Source organism: Halopseudomonas sp., from assembly GCF_047631575.1.
In the GTDB taxonomy this organism is placed as follows: Bacteria; Pseudomonadota; Gammaproteobacteria; order Pseudomonadales; family Pseudomonadaceae; genus Halopseudomonas.
The window spans coordinates 387,799-406,268 of record NZ_JBLIAB010000001.1; the positions used below are offsets into that span (position 1 = coordinate 387,799).

Here is an 18,470-nt window from a genome sequence, read left to right on the forward strand (position 1 = left end):
GGCAGTCATAATTGCTGCCATGGATTCGGTTCACTGGCTAAATACCGGACATCCTCTGGCCCCCCACTATCGTCAAACCGGGTCTAGCCAACCAATCCAGACAACAGCAATAACCACCAGCCAAGAATAACCAGCTGAGTTAGAAATCCAGCGAATCGCAGCCAGACAAATATCTGCGCCGTGCTGATCAGATGCATGACCGACTGGAATATCCTTGCCCCCAGCATCAACAAAGCCAGGCCATCAGTGACAGCCGAGTTACCTGTCGCCAGAGCGTAAAGCAGTACCGCAAGGAGCAGAGGAACGTTCTCAACACAGTTGGCATGCGCACGCACAAGGCGGCGGCCAAGGCCGTCGGGCGTATTGCTCCCATCCGGCGCAAACGCATTCACTTTCATCTTCCCGGACAACACCAGAAGCCCACGTTGATTGACCATTACAAACAGCAACACCAGCATCCAGGCAGCAAGACCCAAAACAGCAATAGCGGAAGGAGACAAAGCAGAAGACATGGCAGAAACCTCATTATTTTTGTTGGAAAAACGAGGATAGAGTAAATACTCTATTTAGCCAAGGGTCATCAAAAAGCAGCAAAGTCAAAATGGGTTCCCGCGTTAGCGGGAATGACTGGGAGTGGAGGATGCAGAGGTATTTTGAGACGGTTCACACCCTCCCTCACCCTGCTGCAGATACGATTGCAGTATCGGCGCCATCCCCTTCAAAACCTGCACCGGCAACGCAGAGGTGAACCTAAACCCATCTGCTGCTTTACCCGGTACAAACGCAGTCAAGGTACCGAAATGGTTGTCCCCAAGAAAGAACACAAAAGTAGCCGTGCGATTCATCACCTGGCTGCTGGTCGACCGACCACCGGCAAACAGGCTGTGAATGCGGTTATCACCCGTTCCCGTCTTACCACCAAGGGCCATGGCCTGTCCCTGCGCATCAACAAAGGTACCCTGTAACCGGCGCGCAGTACCCCCATCCACGACCTCGGACAGCACACCTTTCAACGCCGCAGCCACATCCCCATGCATTACCTGTACGCCCACATCTTCCTGGCGTTCTAAACGAACTTCATAAGGCGTGCCCGCAGCAAAATGCAGGTCATTGATGCGGCGGCTCGGGAAGCGCATACCCTTGTTCTGGATCACACCCATCAGCTCCGCCAGTGCCGCCGGACGATCCCCGGAACTGCCCAAAGCGGTACCCAATGAGGGAACGAGATACTCGAATGGATAGCCCAGCCGCTTCCAGCGCCGATGCACTTCCAGGAACGCCTCGACTTCCAGCATGGTACGGATACGTGAATCCCGCGCGCTACGGTGACGAGTCCTGAACAGCCAGCCATAGACCTCTTGCCGTTCAGCCTGACTGGCCTCCACCGCGCTGCTGAAACTGCTCACAGGCTGACGGCGCAAATAGCCCACCAACCACAACTCCAACGGATGCACCCTCGCGATATAGCCCTGGTCCGGCAAATCGTAACTGCCAGGGCCATAATCTCGATACAGACTGCCCAGGCGAGCGCTACCCAGCTCGCTCATCCCCGGCTGAGACTGCATAAAAGCATTGAACGTGGTTGCATCGGCCTCCGGGTATAAATAGCGATGCACCGCCGCCAGACGACTAGCCGTCGGTCGTAGACCATCCAGAAAGACATCCAGCCGCTCCTGTTCGGTCAAGTCCGCATACTTGCGCCAGAAGCGCAGTAAGAAGGTCTGCCCTTCCTTGTCCGCAAACCGCTCTAAATACACCTTGCGCGCCGGATCTTTATCGTCACGCATCACATTCATACTGCTTTCCGGCGACTGATAGATCGCATAGCGCAGAATATCGCGCATCAGGCGCACAAACGGCAGGTTGATCGACTCCCGCAAGGATTCGCGCAGCGTCGGATTTCGGCCGTTGTCTTCGCGGCGAAAATTGGCGAAACGCTGCACGCCCCCACCAGTAAAGAAACGCTCATCAGGATTCGCCGAATAGCGTCGCTCCAGCGCGGCTTCCAACGTTTGTGCCAAGGTCGCCTGGGGGTATGCGCTCAAATAACCCGCTGCCCACACCGCCAATACGTTCTCATTATCGGCGCGCAATTTAGCCAGCAACTGCTGATCTGCTTGGCTTAATCTCTGATGCAGCTCAGCAATGATCTCAAGATAGGTCGCCAATACACGCAACTTCGCCGTGGACCCCAGCTCAAGCTTGCTACCCTCGTTCAGATCGAAGGGTAAACCCGTATTATCCGTCTGCACCCGTACCTGATTACCGTCTGCACCATGTTGCATCAGGGTGAAGCTGTAGCGCACATCACCAACCTTTTCCGGCGAGAGCAGGCGCTCACCCAACAGCCCGATTTCCCCAGCCATGTCTGGCGTCGACAAGCTTTCCAGATAGGCGCTGACCTGTTGTTGTAACTCTCCATGCAAACTGGTGTCAGCCTGCAGGTCATAGCGATCAACGGCATACTGCGATTGGCCTAGCAGGCCAGACAGCCGGGCCCGCGCAACGGTGATCGCCTTATCCACCGCAAAGCGCTGGCGCAAAGGCGCCTCAATCCAATTACGAAACACCAACGGCTGAACCAGAGCTTCGTCGCGCAGTGCAGCTTCAATCACGCCCTCACGCGTCAGTAGACGCAAGTGGCTGTCAATCAGCTCATTCAGATCAGCGCGCCCCTGCAGCAAGTAATAGGAAGGTCGGCGCTGGGCGATCATCAGAGCCAAGGCCTGACGCAGCGCAATCGCCTGCCCTGAGAGATCTTCATGGCCGGACAAACGCAGACTAAAACGGTCGATATCCTCGGCAAACCACACCCACAGACCATCGCCAACACCATTGACTTCACCATGCCCAGGCGCCGCTGCGAGCGGCACTGTATTAATATAATCGAGCACCAACTGCCGGCGTGCGTCCAGTGTATTCGGACCGTTCGTGTAAGCTCGCACACTCGCAGACCCCATCTGCATCAGCTTATCTTCCAAGCCCTGAGTGCGGCCCTCAAGAGAATGGCGATACTTTTCAATCTGCGTCGCCAGAGTACTCGCCCCAGGGGTTGAACGATCGGCATTAAAGCGGCTACTCGCCAGCGATACCGACGCACCCGCCAGGCGCAGCCAATTCACCGCAGGGTTGGCATTGGGATGCTCGCTACTTAACAAGTCACGATCTTCGATGAACAACAAAGATTCGGCCAGCAACGTTGGCACCTGCTGGTAATCAAGGTAGTAGCGGCCAGGGTAATGAAAATCAAAGACCGACTCACCGCGACAGTCGCGAATGCTCAGACCGGATTCGGTCTTCTCATCAAAGGGCGGATAAAAACCCTGCTCCACATAGCGCAGCAAGGGATCAGAAAAACGCGCCTGAAAGACCACCGAATAGCCCAGAGACTGCAAGCGAGGCACCAGAATAGGCAACGTCGTATAACCATAGCGCCAGTCAAAAGGGCCGTACTCGGGATAGATAACCTTCTCACTAGGGCTGTCGGTCAACTCATAGGTCAGTTGGGACGCGTACTCACTGACGAATCTGGATTGATAGTAGGAATGCTGAATCTCCTCACTGATCAACAACGCCAGCGCCACCAGCAAAATACCCAAAAGAAGCCATGGACGATGCCGCATATTGCCTCCCCAGTATAATTTCACGCCAGTCTACTGGAGAGGTGTGGGGTGGAATAGCCGTGGTTTCGGTCAGTAGCGAGAAAATGCCAACTCGGCAGGATATTCAGCCTTAAGGTGGTACGAGCGGCCTCCTGGCCGCGAAGGTGCTAACCTAGCAATCATCAGAACTTCAGCATTAAGCAGCAAACCCTTCGCGGCGGGGCCGCTACTCCTGCCCGGGTCAGCGATCTATACGCAACTTCAAGGACCGCCGTCACTGCACCGGCACAGCGTGGAAAAGCCAATAAAGATTCTGCCTGATCGACTCCGATGGCTACCTGCTGCAATGTCAGCCCTGTATCGAAATAGGCCCAGTACGCGCCGCAATGGTCTGCGCTCCCAACACGTATCGCTAAAGTAACTATCGCGGCAATGCACACGGCAAACCGTCGCTACTGGTCACTCCCCATCCTTTATACCAGCAGCTTGGCGACACGCTAGAAGCTCGCCAATCTAACTTCCACAATCTTTTGTTCAAAACACCTGCTCGTGGAACTCACCGAAACGATAAGCCGAATAACGTTAAGCGTGCTCGTAATTGGCAACGACAGATTCAAAGATCAAATCGAAAGACTGACTGGCCAATCAGCGCGGCTTGCTAAAACCGGCCGCCCAGCCAAAAAATAAAGCTCTTATGACTTTTAAATAACCGCGGAAGGCAGAAACACCAATCCCCGGAGGACCGGGGATTGGTGTTAGACCATCGAGCTTAAAATGGGCATCAGGGTCAGACCAAAACGTTCATCTGACCCCAATTACGCAACCCCCCCGCACAGAGCGGAGATTTTTACGAAGGGCTTATTTCGAGGCCGGAATCAAACAGACAGGCTAAGGGCAAAAGGCAAGACATGACCCCGATCTATCAAAATTAATTTTTGGCATAACCCTCGGTTACACATGAGCCAGAGTAAAGCCAAGTGAGGCGTTCGCCGTCAACTGTTGGAGAAAGGACGCATGTTTCAGTGGCTAAAATGCCTTTGTAAGCATTTGGTGTGGCAGTTATAACGCCATCCACAATTCCAAGGCTGTTAAAAGCTTTTGCGGTAGAAGCCGCGGGAACTGGCGGAATACCGTTAGTACCAGCGTCCAAAACAACGAGGGCATTACCGTTCTGGAAGGATTCCGCAACTGCAAGTTTGTAAGGTGCCATTGCCCCAACAACTTCAGTGTAAGCTGCACGCTTGATGTAATCCTGATACGCAGGCAATGCAATAGCCGCCAAAATACCAATGATCGCAACAACGATCATCAGTTCGATCAATGTAAAACCTTTCTGAACCTGTTTCATGGTCAACTCCCTTGTGTGTTTTTAACTATGAGGCTCCAATATTAAAGCAGTAACCATGCCAATATATATAAACCCTCAATTCCGGGCGCACCCAAGGGTTTGATACCCGATTTGCGCCCCTAAACCATCACCTGAATCGTCACAGAGTGACGCATTTCGTCACATCAGCGGAACTTTCGATTCAAGTTATGTGTCCTGCAGAGCCCTGCTGTACTATAGTCGAAAGTTAAATACCATCTAAAAACGGATCGAGACAGCTTCTGCCTATGGAAACTCCCGCCCTCTCCGGCCTAGCCCGGCGCATAGTCCAGGATCAGCTTTTGGATGCCCAAGCTGCCAGCAAGGCCAGCAAGCAGGCGTCACAGAATAAGATCCCCTTTATTACCTATTTAGTGCAACACAAGCTGGCCAATGCGAAAGACCTGGCGATGCTCTGTGCCGAAGAGTTTGGCTATCCGTATTGCGACCTCTCAGCGATCGACGGCGAAGCCCAACCGCGTGATCTGGTCAGCGAAAAGCTGATCCGCCAGCATTCTGTGATTCCTTTGTTCAAACGTGGCTCGAGATTGTTTCTCGGGCTTTCAGACCCTACCAATCAGCAAGCACTAAGCGACATTCAGTTCAATACCGGTTTGATGACGGATGCTGTAATGGTCGAGGACGACAAACTACATATTGCTATTGAGAAGTTTCTCGACAGCCCCTCCGGTGGCCTAGGCGACATGGCGGATGAGGCTCTTGACAACCTTGACGTACAAGTCATCAACGAAGATGACAAGCAGGATGGCGGTAGCGATGCCGACGATGCGCCCATCGTTCGCTTTGTCAACAAGATGCTGCTTGATGCTGTGCGCATGGGCTCATCCGACTTGCACTTTGAACCCTACGAAAAAATGTACCGGGTTCGCTTCCGCACTGACGGTATTCTGCATGAAATCGCCAAACCCCCGGTGCAGCTGGGTGTGCGTATCGCCGCTCGACTAAAAGTCATGTCAGCGATGGATATGGCTGAACGGCGCAAGCCGCAGGACGGCCGTATCAAGATGAAGATATCCAAGAACAAGGCGATCGACTTTCGCGTGAATACGCTGCCCACGCTGTGGGGAGAAAAGGTGGTGTTGCGTATCCTGGACGCTGAGAGCGCCAAGATGGGTATTGATGCACTGGGCTATGAAGACGATCAGAAAGAAATGTACATGACAGCCCTGTCTAAGCCGCAGGGCATGATCCTGGTGACCGGCCCGACCGGCTCAGGCAAAACAGTTTCCCTCTATACCGGTCTGAATATTCTCAACACGGTTGAACGTAATATCTCTACTGCCGAAGATCCCGTAGAAATCAACCTAGAAGGGATCAATCAGGTCAACGTGAATCTCAAGCAGGGACTGGATTTTTCCAAGGCCTTACGAGCGTTTCTGCGTCAGGATCCCGACATCATCATGGTCGGTGAGATTCGTGACCTAGAAACGGCGGAAATTGCAGTCAAGGCGGCACAGACTGGGCACATGGTTCTGTCGACGCTGCACACCAACAGTGCCGCTGAAACGCTAACCCGAATGCGCAATATGGGTGTACCGTCATTCAATATCGCCACCTCAGTAAACCTGATTATCGCTCAGCGGCTAGCCAGGCGTTTATGCAAGTTGTGCAAGAAGCCAATGGAAGTACCGCGCGATGTTTTGCTGGAAGAGGGCTTTCACGCTGAAAAAATAGATGCCGGCATCACAATTTACGGCCCTGTGGGTTGCGAAAGTTGTAAAGATGGTTATAAAGGACGAGTGGGGATTTATGAGGTAGTCAAGATCACGCCAGCCATGCAGCGTATTATCATGGAAGATGGCAACTCAATCGAGATATCAGAGGTCGCCCAGAGCGAAGGTTTCCGTAACCTGCGACAGTCTGCCTTGATGAAGGTAGAGCAAGGCGTAACCAGCCTGGCGGAAGTCAACCGTGTCACCAAGGATTAAGTCATGGCGCAACAAGCAGCGATAAAAAGAAAAGCAGCACCAGCGAAAAGAAAGGCTGCAAAAGAAGTTAAGTCTTCTACTTACAAGTGGGAAGGCAAAGACCGCAAAGGCACCAAGGTCGCTGGCGAGATGCAGGGCACCAATCCGGCGCTGGTTAAAGCTCAACTGCGAAAACAGGGTATTCTGGTATCCAAGGTAAATAAGAAATCGACTCTATTCAGCAGCAAAGGCAAAAAAATCAAGCCGCTGGACATAGCGTTTTTTACCCGCCAGTTAGCTACCATGATGAAGTCGGGGGTGCCTATCATTCAGTCATTCGACATCATCGCTGAAGGCACAGAAAATCCTAACTTCCAGAAGTTGATAAATGAAATCAAGGTTGATGTAGCCGCCGGCAATACCTTGGCAGATTCGTTACGCCAGCATCCCAAGTACTTTGATGATCTGTTTTGTAATCTGGTTGAATCCGGAGAGCAGTCAGGTCGACTTGAGTCGTTGTTGGATCGTATTGCGACCTACAAAGAAAAGACTGAAGCCCTAAAAGCCAAAATTAAAAAAGCCATGACTTATCCTATTTCAGTGGTCGTGGTTGCAATTATAGTAACCGCTATTTTGTTGCTGAAGGTCGTGCCTCAGTTCAAGGAAGTGTTCGCCAGCTTCGGCGCTGAGCTTCCAACCTTCACTTTAATGGTGATTAGTCTATCCGAATGGCTGCAAGCATGGTGGTTCATTATTCTTATTGGATTCATTATTGTCGGTTTTATATATACCAAGGTACATCTTAAATCGAAGAAATTTCGCGATGGTCAGGACCGGCTTTTGCTCAAAGCCCCAATCATCGGCGATATCATCTACAAAGCCGCAGTGGCGCGATATGCACGCACTCTTTCTACTACCTTCGCAGCCGGTGTGCCGCTGGTTGATGCTCTTGATTCGGTCGCTGGCGCGGCAGGCAACATCGTTTTTTACAATGCTGTCATGCAAATCAAGGAAGACGTGTCGGCCGGTTCACAGCTGAATTTCTCTATGCGGACCACCAATGTGTTCCCTTCACTTGCCATTCAGATGGCGGGCATTGGTGAAGAATCGGGTAACCTTGACGGGATGTTAGACAAGGTTGCTGACTACTACGAGGCCGAGGTCGACAACGCGGTAGACAACCTGACTACCCTGATGGAGCCTATGATCATGGTCGTTTTGGGTGTATTGGTCGGCGGCCTGATCATTGCTATGTACCTACCCATCTTCCAGCTGGGTAACGTAGTTTAACCGATGCCTCTCATTGATTATCTGGCCAACAATGTACACTCCTTTATTTTTCTCACTAGCCTGCTTGGTCTGATTGTAGGCAGCTTTCTGAATGTGGTGATTCATCGCCTGCCGATAATGATAGAGCGCGACTGGCTGCGCCAAAGTAGAGAGATGCTCGATCCTGATGGAGAGCAGCCGCCGGATACCACGTTTAACCTCATCTTACCGCACTCCCACTGTCCGCATTGCTCTACCGAGATCAAGGCTTGGCAAAACCTACCCGTTATTAGCTTCGCGCTTCTGAGAGGCCGATGCGGTCATTGTCGCGAGCGCATCAGTTTCCGCTACCCGGCAGTCGAGTTACTCACAGCGGCCTTGTCCGCAGTAGTTGCCTGGCAGTTCGGATTTGGCTGGGAAGCTGGCGCGATGCTGGTTCTGACATGGGCCCTGATCAGCCTCAGTCTTATCGACGCAGATACTCAGCTATTGCCCGACGTCATTGTGCTGCCCCTGCTGTGGCTAGGTCTAATCGTGAATAGCTTCGGACTTTTTACCGATCTGAATACCGCTCTATGGGGCGCTGTAGCTGGCTATCTGAGCCTCTGGCTGGTTTTCTGGGCATTCAAGCTGATAACTGGCAAGGAAGGCATGGGCTACGGTGATTTCAAGCTCCTGGCCATGCTGGGTGCCTGGGGGGGATGGCAGGTTCTTCCGCTCACCATACTGCTGTCATCTCTGGTCGGTGCCATTCTGGGCATTATCATTCTCAAAACACGGGGCCAGTCCAACGCCACCCCCCTGCCTTTTGGCCCTTATCTGGCTATCGCCGGGTGGATTGCTCTGATCTGGGGTGACACAATAACCGGCAAATACCTTCAAATTGCCGGATTCTAAAAAATGATCATTGGTTTGACCGGGGGCATTGGCAGTGGCAAGTCTGCCGTTGCACTGCGTTTTGCGGTAAAGCACGGCATCCACGTCGTAGATGCGGACCTCAAATCGCGCGTCGTAGTAGAGCCGGGGCGCACCGCTTTGCAAGCGATTGTGGATCACTTTGGCGAGACTGTTGTTCAAGCCTCCGGAGAGCTTGACCGGGCTGCGCTGCGCGACAGGATATTCAGCGATCCGCAGGAGCGGCTATGGCTTGAAGCCCTGCTACATCCGCTGATCCGCAAAGAAATCGTCACTGATCTTGCCTCTGCACAATCCACGTATGCATTGCTTGTTTCTCCTCTGCTCGTCGAGTCGGGACAGCATCTTATGACCGATCGGGTTCTTGTCGTCGATGTATCAGAGGAGACCCAGCTACTGCGCACTACGCTGCGCGATAACGTGCCGCAGCAACAGATCAAAGCCATCATGCAAGCACAGGCCACGCGCGAAGAGCGCCTGAAGCATGCCCACGACGTAGTCAGCAACGACCAGGATCTGGCAGCGCTCCACAAACAGGTGGATGTGTTGCATCAGCGTTATTTAAGCCTGGCCGCCGGAGAAAATACATGACCCGCAATCTGCAATGCCCTACCTGTAGCGCTCCCGTCACCTGGGACGAAGCTTTTCCGGATCGACCCTTTTGTTCACCCCGCTGTCGCCTTATCGATCTGGGTGCCTGGGCGGCGGAAGAGCATGTCGTGCCTGGCGAAGAACTCGAGCAGGACATTTACTCTGGCGATTTGCCCCAGCATTAACCTGATGAGCCCAAATCGTATTCATGTCATGGCTGCGGTGATACGACGTGATGGCCGCACGCTTATTGCCCGGCGCCCTGAAACCGCCCACCAAGGTGGGCTGTGGGAGTTTCCGGGTGGCAAGCTCGAGACAGGCGAAGAGCGGCTTGATGGGTTGCGGCGTGAGCTGCTTGAAGAACTGGGTATATCAGTTACCTCTGCTCGTCCCTTGATCGATATTAGCCATGACTATGCCGATAAATCGGTACGGTTGGATGTGTGGCTGGTTGATGGTTTTGAGGGGGAAGCTCATGGTGCTGAGGGTCAACCTATCCGATGGGTAACCACCGCCGAACTGAGTGAGTACGCGTTTCCTGCTGCTAATAAGCCTATTGTTACCGCGGCTAGTCTCCCCCCGTATTATTTGATTACGCCTGATGGGTCGGATAGTGAGGAATTGATAGCTGGGCTGGAGCTAGCTGAAGCGGTGGGTATTGAGATGGTCCAGTTGCGTCAGACCAGGCTGGGATCGGGGGAGTATGAGCACTTGGCTGCCGGGCTGGTGGAACGGTTGGGTGATGTGTTTATATGGATATGTAAGGGGGCAGTGCCGCCTGCAGATGGAGCGGGTTGGCATTTGACGGCCAGGCAGTTGCGGGCGTTGTATCAAGCTGGGTGGTGTAAGGGGGAGCGCTTCGCGGCGGGGCCGCCGCTCCTACCGGGAGATGAGGTGTGGTGTGGTTGGTTGGTTGCTTCTTGCCATGATGAGCAGGAACTGCAGATGGCCGCGGCCATTGGCGTGGACTTTGTCACCCTGTCTCCTGTCCTACCGACCCAAAGCCATCCTGGCGCCCCTCATCTGGGATGGAGCCGCGCAGCGGAGTTAATTGCCTTGGTGAATGTGCCAGTGTATTTGCTCGGCGGGCTGACGAAGGACGACCTGGACCAGGCTCAGAGGATCGGCGCGCAGGGTATAGCCGGCATTTCGGGATTATGGCCGGATACTACACAGTAATAAAGACGCGCGACCGCTCGCCCATGCTAATTTTCTATTTCTAAATCCTTGATCAGTCCAACGACACCACGCGCAGCTCTTTCGGCATGCTGAAGATTATATTTTCTGCCTGACCAGCCAGCTCTTCTGCACCGGTGGCGCCCATCCCGTGTAGACGCTGGATAACCTGGCGGACCAGAATATCCGGGGCTGATGCACCGGCAGTGATTCCGATATGCTTTATACCTTCTAGCCAGGCTGGCTGGATTTCTTCGGCACCGTCGATCAAGTAGGCCGGCGTGCCCATGCGCTCGGACAGCTCTCGGAGTCGGTTGGAGTTCGAGCTGTTCGGACTACCCACCACCAACACCAGGTCGCAACCTGCAGCAAGCTCTTTGACCGCATCCTGGCGGTTCTGGGTCGCGTAGCAGATATCATCCTTACGCGGACCGTCAATGGCCGGAAAACGCGCCCTGAGTGCGTCTATAACGCGGGCCGTGTCATCCATCGACAATGTAGTTTGGGTAACGAAGGCAAGACGGCTTGGATCTTTAACTTCCAGTTTAGCTACGTCCTGCTCGTCTTCCACCAGATAGATGGCTCCGCCTTTGCGCGCATCGTATTGCCCCATGGTGCCTTCAACCTCTGGGTGTCCAGCATGGCCGATCAAGATACACTCCAGGCCATCGCGGCTGTAGCGTGCTACTTCCATATGCACCTTGGTTACCAGCGGGCAGGTCGCATCAAAGATCTTGAGCCCTCGGTCTTCGGCCTCTTTGCGTACGGCCTGGGAAACGCCGTGGGCGCTGAAGATAACGATGACGTCATCAGGAACCTCCTTGATCTCTTCCACAAAGATCGCGCCCCGATTACGCAGATCTTCAACCACAAACTTGTTGTGTACCACTTCATGCCGAACATAGATGGGGGCACCGAAGACTTCCAGCGCACGGTTGACGATCTCGATGGCGCGATCTACGCCAGCGCAAAAGCCGCGGGGGTTGGCCAGTTTGATCTGCATGGGTGCCTCGGTGATTGGGGTGTGGTGAACGTCAGAGCAGTGTGACTTCCAGAATCTCTACGTCGAACGTAATCGTCTTGCCCGCCAGTGGATGGTTGAAGTCGACGTCTACTGTCGTGTCATGAATGGTCTTGACCATGCCGGGCATTTCGCCGCCGGCTGCGTCACGGAAGATGATCATTAAGCCCGTTTCAAGCTCCATCTCGACAAACTGGTCGCGCGGTACGTTCTGGACGTTCTGCGGATTACCGGGGCCAAAACCACGCTCAGGCTCGATCTGAAAGCTACGCTGGTCACCGGCTTTGAGGCCGAACAGGCTCTGCTCAAAACCGGGCAACAGGCTCCCGTCACCCACTTTAAACGTGGCTGGGCCTTTGTCTTTGGTGGAGTCGATGGCTTCGCCGCCCGGCAATTTGAGGGTGAAGTGTAGCGTCACTTGCGTGTCGTGATTGATGCGCGTCTCGGTCATAATTCAGCCCCTTTAGTCGATGTCTAGCTTTTAGGCGGGTTTGTCCGGTTTGCTGATGAACATATCCAAAATCAATAGCGCCGCGCCAACAGTAATACTGCTATCGGCAAGATTGAACGCTGGAAAAAACCAACTCTGCTGCCAATGCACCAGAATAAAGTCCACCACGTGGCCATGCATTATCCGATCGTAAAGATTACCCAGTGCGCCACCGAGAATAAGCGCAAGCGCAATCGGCTCAAGCCGCTTTATACGCGGCAGCCGGGCCATCCAAATCAGCAACATGGCACTGACGCCGACCGCAATGGCAGTGAAGAACCAGCGCTGCCAGCCACCAGCATCAGCCAAAAAGCTGAATGCCGCGCCGGGGTTGAACGCCAGAGTGAAACTAAACAGGCCGTCGATGACCGGCACCTGCTGGTAAAGCTCCAACTGCTGAAGTGCAACCCATTTGGTCAACAGATCCAGTGCAATCACCAGAACCGCAATCCACAACCAACGCAGGCTGCCCTGGCGCAAATCAGGCATGCTTGCGCACCTCACCCGGACCTTCAATATTGTCGATGCAGCGGCCGCACAGTTCAGGGTGTGCTGCATGAGATCCCACATCGGGACGCAGATGCCAGCAACGCGCACACTTGGTGTGACTTGATTTCACGATGCTCAGCTTCAGACTCGGTAGCTCTGTTGTTACAGAGTCTGGGCCCGCAGCGTCTAGTGGCGCAATACCCGCCTGGGACGTAATCAGCACAAAACGTAACTCATCGCCTAAACACGCCAATTTATCAGCCAAAGCTGCGTCGGCGTGCAAGGTGACTTCAGCCTGCAGACTTCCGCCGATAACCTTTTCCTTGCGCAGGTTTTCGATCTCGCGGTTAACCGCTACCTTCACCGCCATGACTTCGTCCCAAAACGCGCGGCCGAAGTTCGTCTTTTCCGGCAGTGCGAAGAGCGCTTCATACCAGGTATTAAGCATAACGGAATCGTTGTGCTCACCCGGCAGATGCTCCCACAGCTCTTCGGATGTAAACGCCAGAATCGGCGCGATCCAGCGGGTCAGTGCCTCGACGATATGATACATGGCCGTCTGACAGGACCTACGCGCGGCGCTGTTGGCACCTGTCGTGTACTGGCGATCCTTGATGATGTCGAGATAGAAACCACCCAGCTCCTGCACGCAGAAGTTGTGCACTTTTTGATAGACGTTGCCAAACTTGTAGTTTTCGTAATCCTCAATGATTTCCTGCTGCAACAGCAGCGCGCGGTCCACTGCCCAGCGATCCAGATCCAGCATCTGCTCGGGTGCCAGCAAATGCTCTGCGGGATCGAAGCCGGTCAGGTTGGAAAGCAGGAAACGGGCGGTATTCCGAATACGACGATAAGCGTCGGCGCTGCGCTGCAGAATCACTTTGGAGACAGCCATTTCGCCCGAGTAATCAGTCGAAGATACCCACAGCCGCAGAATATCTGCCCCCAGGCTGTTGTTGATTTCCTGAGGTGCGACCACGTTGCCGAGGGATTTGGACATCTTGCGACCGTTTTCGTCAACGACGAAACCGTGGGTCAACAACGTCTTGTAAGGTGCGCAGCCGTCGATCGCGGCACCGGTCAACAAAGACGAGTGAAACCAGCCCCGATGTTGATCAGACCCTTCCAGGTAGAGATCGGCTCTAGGTCCCTCTTCATGACCCATCGGATGCGAGCCGCGCATGACGTGCCAATGCGTCGTACCCGAATCGAACCAGACATCAAGGGTATCGCTGATCTTGTCATACTGATCGGCTTCAGCGCCAAGCAGTTCGGCGGCGTCCATGGCGAACCAGGCTTCGATGCCGCCCTGCTCCACACGCTGGGCAACCTCTTCGATCAGCTCAAGCGTACGCGGGTGCAGTTCTGCAGTGTCCTTGTGCAGGAACAGCGGAATGGGTACACCCCAGTTACGCTGCCGAGAAATACACCAGTCTGGCCGTCCGGCGATCATGTTATGCAGCCGCTGCTTGCCCCACGCAGGCACAAAATCGGTTGTCTCGATAGCAGCCAAGGCCCGTTGGCGTAAGCTTTCGCCTTCGTTCGGCTGGGTATCCATACCGACAAACCACTGCGCCGTTGCGCGATAGATGACCGGTGTTTTATGCCGCCAGCAGTGCATGTAGCTGTGGCTGACCTGCTCATGGGCCAGCAGGCAATCGACTTCTTCTAGTTTAGCGACCACATTGGGGTTGGCCTTCCAGATGAACTGTCCGCCAAAGAATTCCAGTGACTCTACATAAACACCATTACCCTGTACCGGACCCAGAATATCGTCGTTGACCATGCCGTAGCGCTTGCAGGTGTGAAAGTCGTCCACGCCATAAGCGGGCGCCGAATGGACGATACCCGTACCGGCTCCGAGCTCGACATAATCAGCTAGATAGACCGGCGATTTGCGGTCATAAAAAGGATGGTTAAAGTTAATCAGCTCCAACGTATCACCGGTAGTGACGGCGATCACTTCACCGCTACGACCGTAACGGGCAAGGCAGCTCTCGACCAGCTCTTCGGCCAGCACAATCAGCCGGTCACCCACATCAACCAGCGCATAATTGAACTCCGGATGTACATTCAGCGCTTGGTTGGCGGGAATCGTCCAGGGCGTTGTGGTCCAGATGACCATCTGCGTGGACTTGCTCAGTGCTTGCAGGCCAAAGGCGGCAGCCAATTTATCCGGCTCGGCGCAGGGGAAACCCACATCGATGGTCGGCGACTGTTTGTCGGCATATTCGACTTCTGCTTCAGCCAGGGCCGAGCCGCAGTCAAAACACCAGTTGACCGGCTTCAAGCCCTTGAATACAAAACCTTTCTCAACCATCTTGCTCAGAGCACGGATCTCTCCCGCCTCATTGGCGAAGTCCATAGTTTTGTAAGGATTGTTCCATTCACCGAGCACACCCAGACGGATAAAATCGGTTTTTTGACCTTCGATCTGCTTGGCAGCATAGGCACGGCTGAGCTCGCGGGTCTTGGCTGGCTCCAGGTGCTTACCGTAGGTCACTTCGATCTTGTGCTCAATCGGCAAACCATGACAATCCCAACCAGGCACATAGGGCGCGTCAAAGCCGGACAGTGTCTTGGAGCGGGTAATCATGTCCTTGATGATCTTGTTCACAGCGTGGCCGATGTGAATGTCACCGTTCGCATAAGGAGGGCCATCGTGCAAAACAAAAGTGGGCCGGCCGCGACTGATTTCGCGAATCTTGCCGTACAGATCGATACCCTCGAGGCGCTTGAGCGTCTCCGGCTCTCGGGTCGGCAGGCCGGCTTTCATCGGAAAGGCTGTTTCCGGCAGGTTCAGCGTCGCTTTGTAGTCAGTCATCTGGTCCAGGCTCACTTGTTTGAGTCAGAGGCCCATTGGGCGCGGGCAGCGGCAATATCTGCCGTGATTGCCGCCTGCAGGGCATCCAGGGAATCGAATCGTTGTTCGTCACGCAGTTTTTCATGAAATATGACGGTGAGGTGACGGCCGTATAGATTGCCGGCAAAGCCCAACAGATGGACCTCGAGATGGGGCTGGCCATCACCTTTCACCGTGGGGCGCATACCAATATTGGCCACACCCTGATGACACCCCTTGTGAGGAGCTTCATCAAGTACAGCGCTAACACGAAAGACACCTTTGAACGGCGCATGCAGACGCTTAAGTTGAACATTGGCGGTGGGCGCACCCAGTGTGCGGCCTAGCTGCTGACCGTACATCACCCTGCCAGTAATACTGAACGGCCGTCCCAGCAAACGCTCGGCCAATTCGAAGTCGCCGTCGGCTAATACCTGGCGCAAGCGCGTGCTACTGATCCGCTCGCCGCTTTCAGCTACGGTATTGGCTGCTTCTACAGTAAAACTATGGCGCTCGCCGCTGCCTTGCAGAAAGGCAAAATCACCACTGCGGTCACAGCCAAAGCGAAAGTCATCACCCACTTCGAGGTGTTTGACGCCCAGACCGTCGATCAGCACTTGCTGCACAAATTCCTCGGCGCTCAACTCTCGCAGCCGGCGATTGAACGCGACGCAGAGCACTCTGTCGACCCCTTCAGCCTGAAGCAGCATCAACTTATCACGCAGACGGGTCAGGCGCGGTGGCGCTGCATTCGGGGCGAAGTACTCACGCGGCTGGGGCTCAAAAATCACCACACAGCCGGGCAGGCCCATCCGCGCGGAATGCGCACTCAGACGCTTCAGAATGGCTTGATGACCGGCATGCACGCCGTCAAAATTACCGATTGTCGCTACACAACCCCGATGCCGGGGCCGCAGGTTATGTAGACCGCGGACCAGTTCCATAATGCTCGTTGTTTGGCTGATTGTTCAAACGCGCGAGTATACAGCCTTAGCAGCCCACGCGTCATGCGCAGGCGCTGAGTTAGTCTGGGTGTTAGATGGCCAACCTCACTAACCCTGCCGCAGGTGCCGCATGCGCATGCCGGTTACAAAGAGGGTCAGCGCAAAAATACCAATACCGGCAGACACCAGCAGCGTCATTTCCAGCACCTTGCGTTGCCAGCCCCAGATAAACCACTGCTCTGTGCCTGGCACCATCCAGACTATTATCAATGCCATCGCGGCGCAGGCCGCGACGAGTCGCAACATAAAGACCGGCCATCCGGGCTGGGCCTGATAAATTCCGGCTTTGCGCAAACCCCACCAGAGCAAGCTGGCGTTGAGCACCGCCGAGATAGAGGTGGCCAACGCCAGACCCACATGAGCGAGCGGCCAAATCAGAATCAGGTTGAACACCATATTGACGACCATGCAGATGATGGCGATCTTCACCGGCGTCTTGATGTCCTGTCGGGCAAAATATCCCGGGGCAAGCACCTTGATCAACATGAAGGTCATCACACCAATGGAGTAAGCCTGGAGCGCCGCTGCAGCCTGCAGGGTGTCGCGCTCAGTCATCGCACCATAGTGAAACAACGTAGCGATCAAGGGCTCGGACAACAGCAGTAATGCCAGCGCCGCGGGGACACCGACAAGCAGCACCATGCGTATGGCCCAGTCGAGCGTCGCTGAGAACGCGCCAGGGTCTTCGCTGGCGTGCTGTCGGGACAACGCTGGCAATATGACTGTGCCAATGGCGATACCAAAGGCACCGAGGGGCAATTCGGATAAACGGTCAGCGTAATAAAGCCAGGAGATACTGCCCGTCTCCAGAAAGGATGCCAGCACCGTATCAAGCAACAGATTGATCTGACTGACCGACACACCAAACAGCGCAGGCAGCATCAAGGTCATGATGCGCTTAACCCCTTCGTGCTTGCGATCAGGTCTTGGCCTGGGCAGTAACTTGATCTGGGCAAGGAAAGGCAACTGAAAAAGAAGCTGGAGTATGCCGGCAATGAATACGCCCCATGCCAGCGCCATGATTGGCTGGTCGAAATAGGGTGTCATCAATACCGTCGCGCCAATCATGCATAGATTGAGCAATACTGGTGTAAATGCAGGCACTGCGAAGCGCCCGTAACTATTGAGAATCGAACCACACAGCGCAGTGAGGGAAATAAACAGTATATAGGGGAAGGTAATGCGTAGCATGTCGGTAGCCAGCGCCAGCTTCTCTGTTTCCCCATGAAAGCCTGGTGCAAAGATCGTGATCAACACCGGTGCGCCCGCTACGCCCAACGCCGTTATAGCTACCAGTGTAATTCCCAGGGTGCCCGTAGCCCGGTCGACCAGTTGTTTGACGTCGGCCAGACTGCGCTTGGCGCGGTACTCGGATAGCACCGGCACGAAAGCCTGGGCAAAAGCGCCCTCGGCAAACAAGCGGCGTAAGAAATTGGGTATTTTGAATGCAATGAAAAAGGCATCTGCTTCCGACTGCGATCCAAAGTAGGCCGCCACCACCACATCCCGCGCCATGCCGAGCACACGCGAAAGCAGCGTCATGATGCTAACGACCATGCCCGAGCGCAGTAGTGTGGGCGCCTTGGGCTCGGGAGCAGCGGGGGGATTTTGGTCAGGCATGCAATCGAGTCACCAGCTAAAAGCGCGATGATAGCCTCCCCACTGGTCCTGTGGCGAGAACTGAACCTGAGCAAAAGCTTGTGGCCAGCCGTTAAAAGCCTCAAGCTGTCGCCCAACGGCAAGTCAGCTGAAACTTCTTGTCTGCAGCCGGTCTACA

Annotated in this window: 15 protein-coding genes; 6 read left to right on the forward strand and 9 right to left on the reverse strand. The window is 54.4% G+C overall.

Going from position 1 to position 18,470, the window contains the following annotated elements; genetic code table 11:
• Positions 1-83: 83 nt before the first annotated feature.
• From ACJAXR_RS01850 to ACJAXR_RS01860, 3 genes are all read right to left on the reverse strand, one after another.
• A complete protein-coding gene (locus ACJAXR_RS01850) occupies positions 84-512 on the reverse strand; it encodes an MAPEG family protein (RefSeq protein ID WP_415056549.1) in 429 nt (142 codons plus the stop codon).
• Positions 513-614: 102 nt separating this feature from the next.
• Positions 615-3,623 carry a transglycosylase domain-containing protein gene (locus tag ACJAXR_RS01855; protein WP_415056550.1) on the reverse strand — a complete coding sequence of 1,003 codons (3,009 nt, stop codon included), beginning with the start codon at positions 3,621-3,623 and terminating at the stop codon, positions 615-617.
• A gap of 907 nt (positions 3,624-4,530) precedes the next feature.
• Positions 4,531-4,950 carry a pilin gene (locus ACJAXR_RS01860; RefSeq protein WP_415056551.1) on the reverse strand — a complete coding sequence of 140 codons (420 nt, stop codon included), beginning with the start codon at positions 4,948-4,950 and terminating at the stop codon, positions 4,531-4,533.
• 266 nt (positions 4,951-5,216) lie between these two features.
• On the opposite strand from ACJAXR_RS01860, the gene pilB reads away from it, so the two are divergent.
• From pilB to ACJAXR_RS01890, 6 genes are read left to right on the forward strand one after another with little or no spacing between them, the layout of a single operon-like run.
• Positions 5,217-6,917, forward strand: coding sequence for a type IV-A pilus assembly ATPase PilB (pilB, locus tag ACJAXR_RS01865; RefSeq protein WP_415056552.1), 1,701 nt, complete (start codon positions 5,217-5,219; stop codon positions 6,915-6,917).
• A gap of 3 nt (positions 6,918-6,920) precedes the next feature.
• Entirely contained in the window at positions 6,921-8,186 is a 1,266-nt protein-coding gene (locus ACJAXR_RS01870; RefSeq protein ID WP_415056553.1) for a type II secretion system F family protein, read from the forward strand.
• Between the two features lie 3 nt (positions 8,187-8,189).
• A complete protein-coding gene (locus tag ACJAXR_RS01875; protein WP_415056554.1) occupies positions 8,190-9,062 on the forward strand; it encodes a prepilin peptidase in 873 nt (290 codons plus the stop codon).
• A 3-nt stretch (positions 9,063-9,065) separates the two neighbouring features.
• Entirely contained in the window at positions 9,066-9,671 is a 606-nt protein-coding gene (gene coaE, locus ACJAXR_RS01880; RefSeq protein WP_415056555.1) for a dephospho-CoA kinase, read from the forward strand.
• A complete protein-coding gene (locus ACJAXR_RS01885) occupies positions 9,668-9,856 on the forward strand; it encodes a DNA gyrase inhibitor YacG (protein ID WP_415056556.1) in 189 nt (62 codons plus the stop codon). Before coaE ends, ACJAXR_RS01885 begins: the two co-directional genes overlap by 4 nt.
• A gap of 4 nt (positions 9,857-9,860) precedes the next feature.
• A complete protein-coding gene (locus ACJAXR_RS01890) occupies positions 9,861-10,850 on the forward strand; it encodes a Nudix family hydrolase (RefSeq protein ID WP_415056557.1) in 990 nt (329 codons plus the stop codon).
• A gap of 52 nt (positions 10,851-10,902) precedes the next feature.
• Here ACJAXR_RS01890 and ispH read toward each other — a convergent pair whose 3' ends face one another.
• The 6 genes from ispH to murJ form a co-directional block, all read right to left on the reverse strand.
• On the reverse strand, positions 10,903-11,850 hold the full coding sequence (gene ispH / locus ACJAXR_RS01895) for a 4-hydroxy-3-methylbut-2-enyl diphosphate reductase (RefSeq protein WP_415056558.1): 948 nt from the start codon (positions 11,848-11,850) through the stop codon (positions 10,903-10,905).
• Between the two features lie 31 nt (positions 11,851-11,881).
• Positions 11,882-12,319, reverse strand: coding sequence for an FKBP-type peptidyl-prolyl cis-trans isomerase (fkpB, locus tag ACJAXR_RS01900; protein ID WP_415056559.1), 438 nt, complete (start codon positions 12,317-12,319; stop codon positions 11,882-11,884).
• Between the two features lie 30 nt (positions 12,320-12,349).
• Positions 12,350-12,847 (reverse strand): signal peptidase II, encoded by a 498-nt coding sequence (gene lspA / locus ACJAXR_RS01905; protein ID WP_415056560.1) that lies wholly within the window; start codon positions 12,845-12,847, stop codon positions 12,350-12,352.
• Positions 12,840-15,671, reverse strand: a complete 2,832-nt coding sequence (gene ileS, locus ACJAXR_RS01910) for an isoleucine--tRNA ligase (protein ID WP_415056561.1) — start codon at positions 15,669-15,671, stop codon at positions 12,840-12,842. Before ileS ends, lspA begins: the two co-directional genes overlap by 8 nt.
• Positions 15,672-15,682: 11 nt before the next feature.
• Entirely contained in the window at positions 15,683-16,633 is a 951-nt protein-coding gene (gene ribF, locus ACJAXR_RS01915) for a bifunctional riboflavin kinase/FAD synthetase (protein ID WP_415056562.1), read from the reverse strand.
• Between the two features lie 108 nt (positions 16,634-16,741).
• The gene (murJ, locus tag ACJAXR_RS01920; protein ID WP_415056563.1) at positions 16,742-18,313 is read right to left on the reverse strand and encodes a murein biosynthesis integral membrane protein MurJ; all 1,572 of its coding nucleotides are present in this window, start codon (positions 18,311-18,313) and stop codon (positions 16,742-16,744) included.
• Positions 18,314-18,470 lie beyond the last annotated feature (157 nt).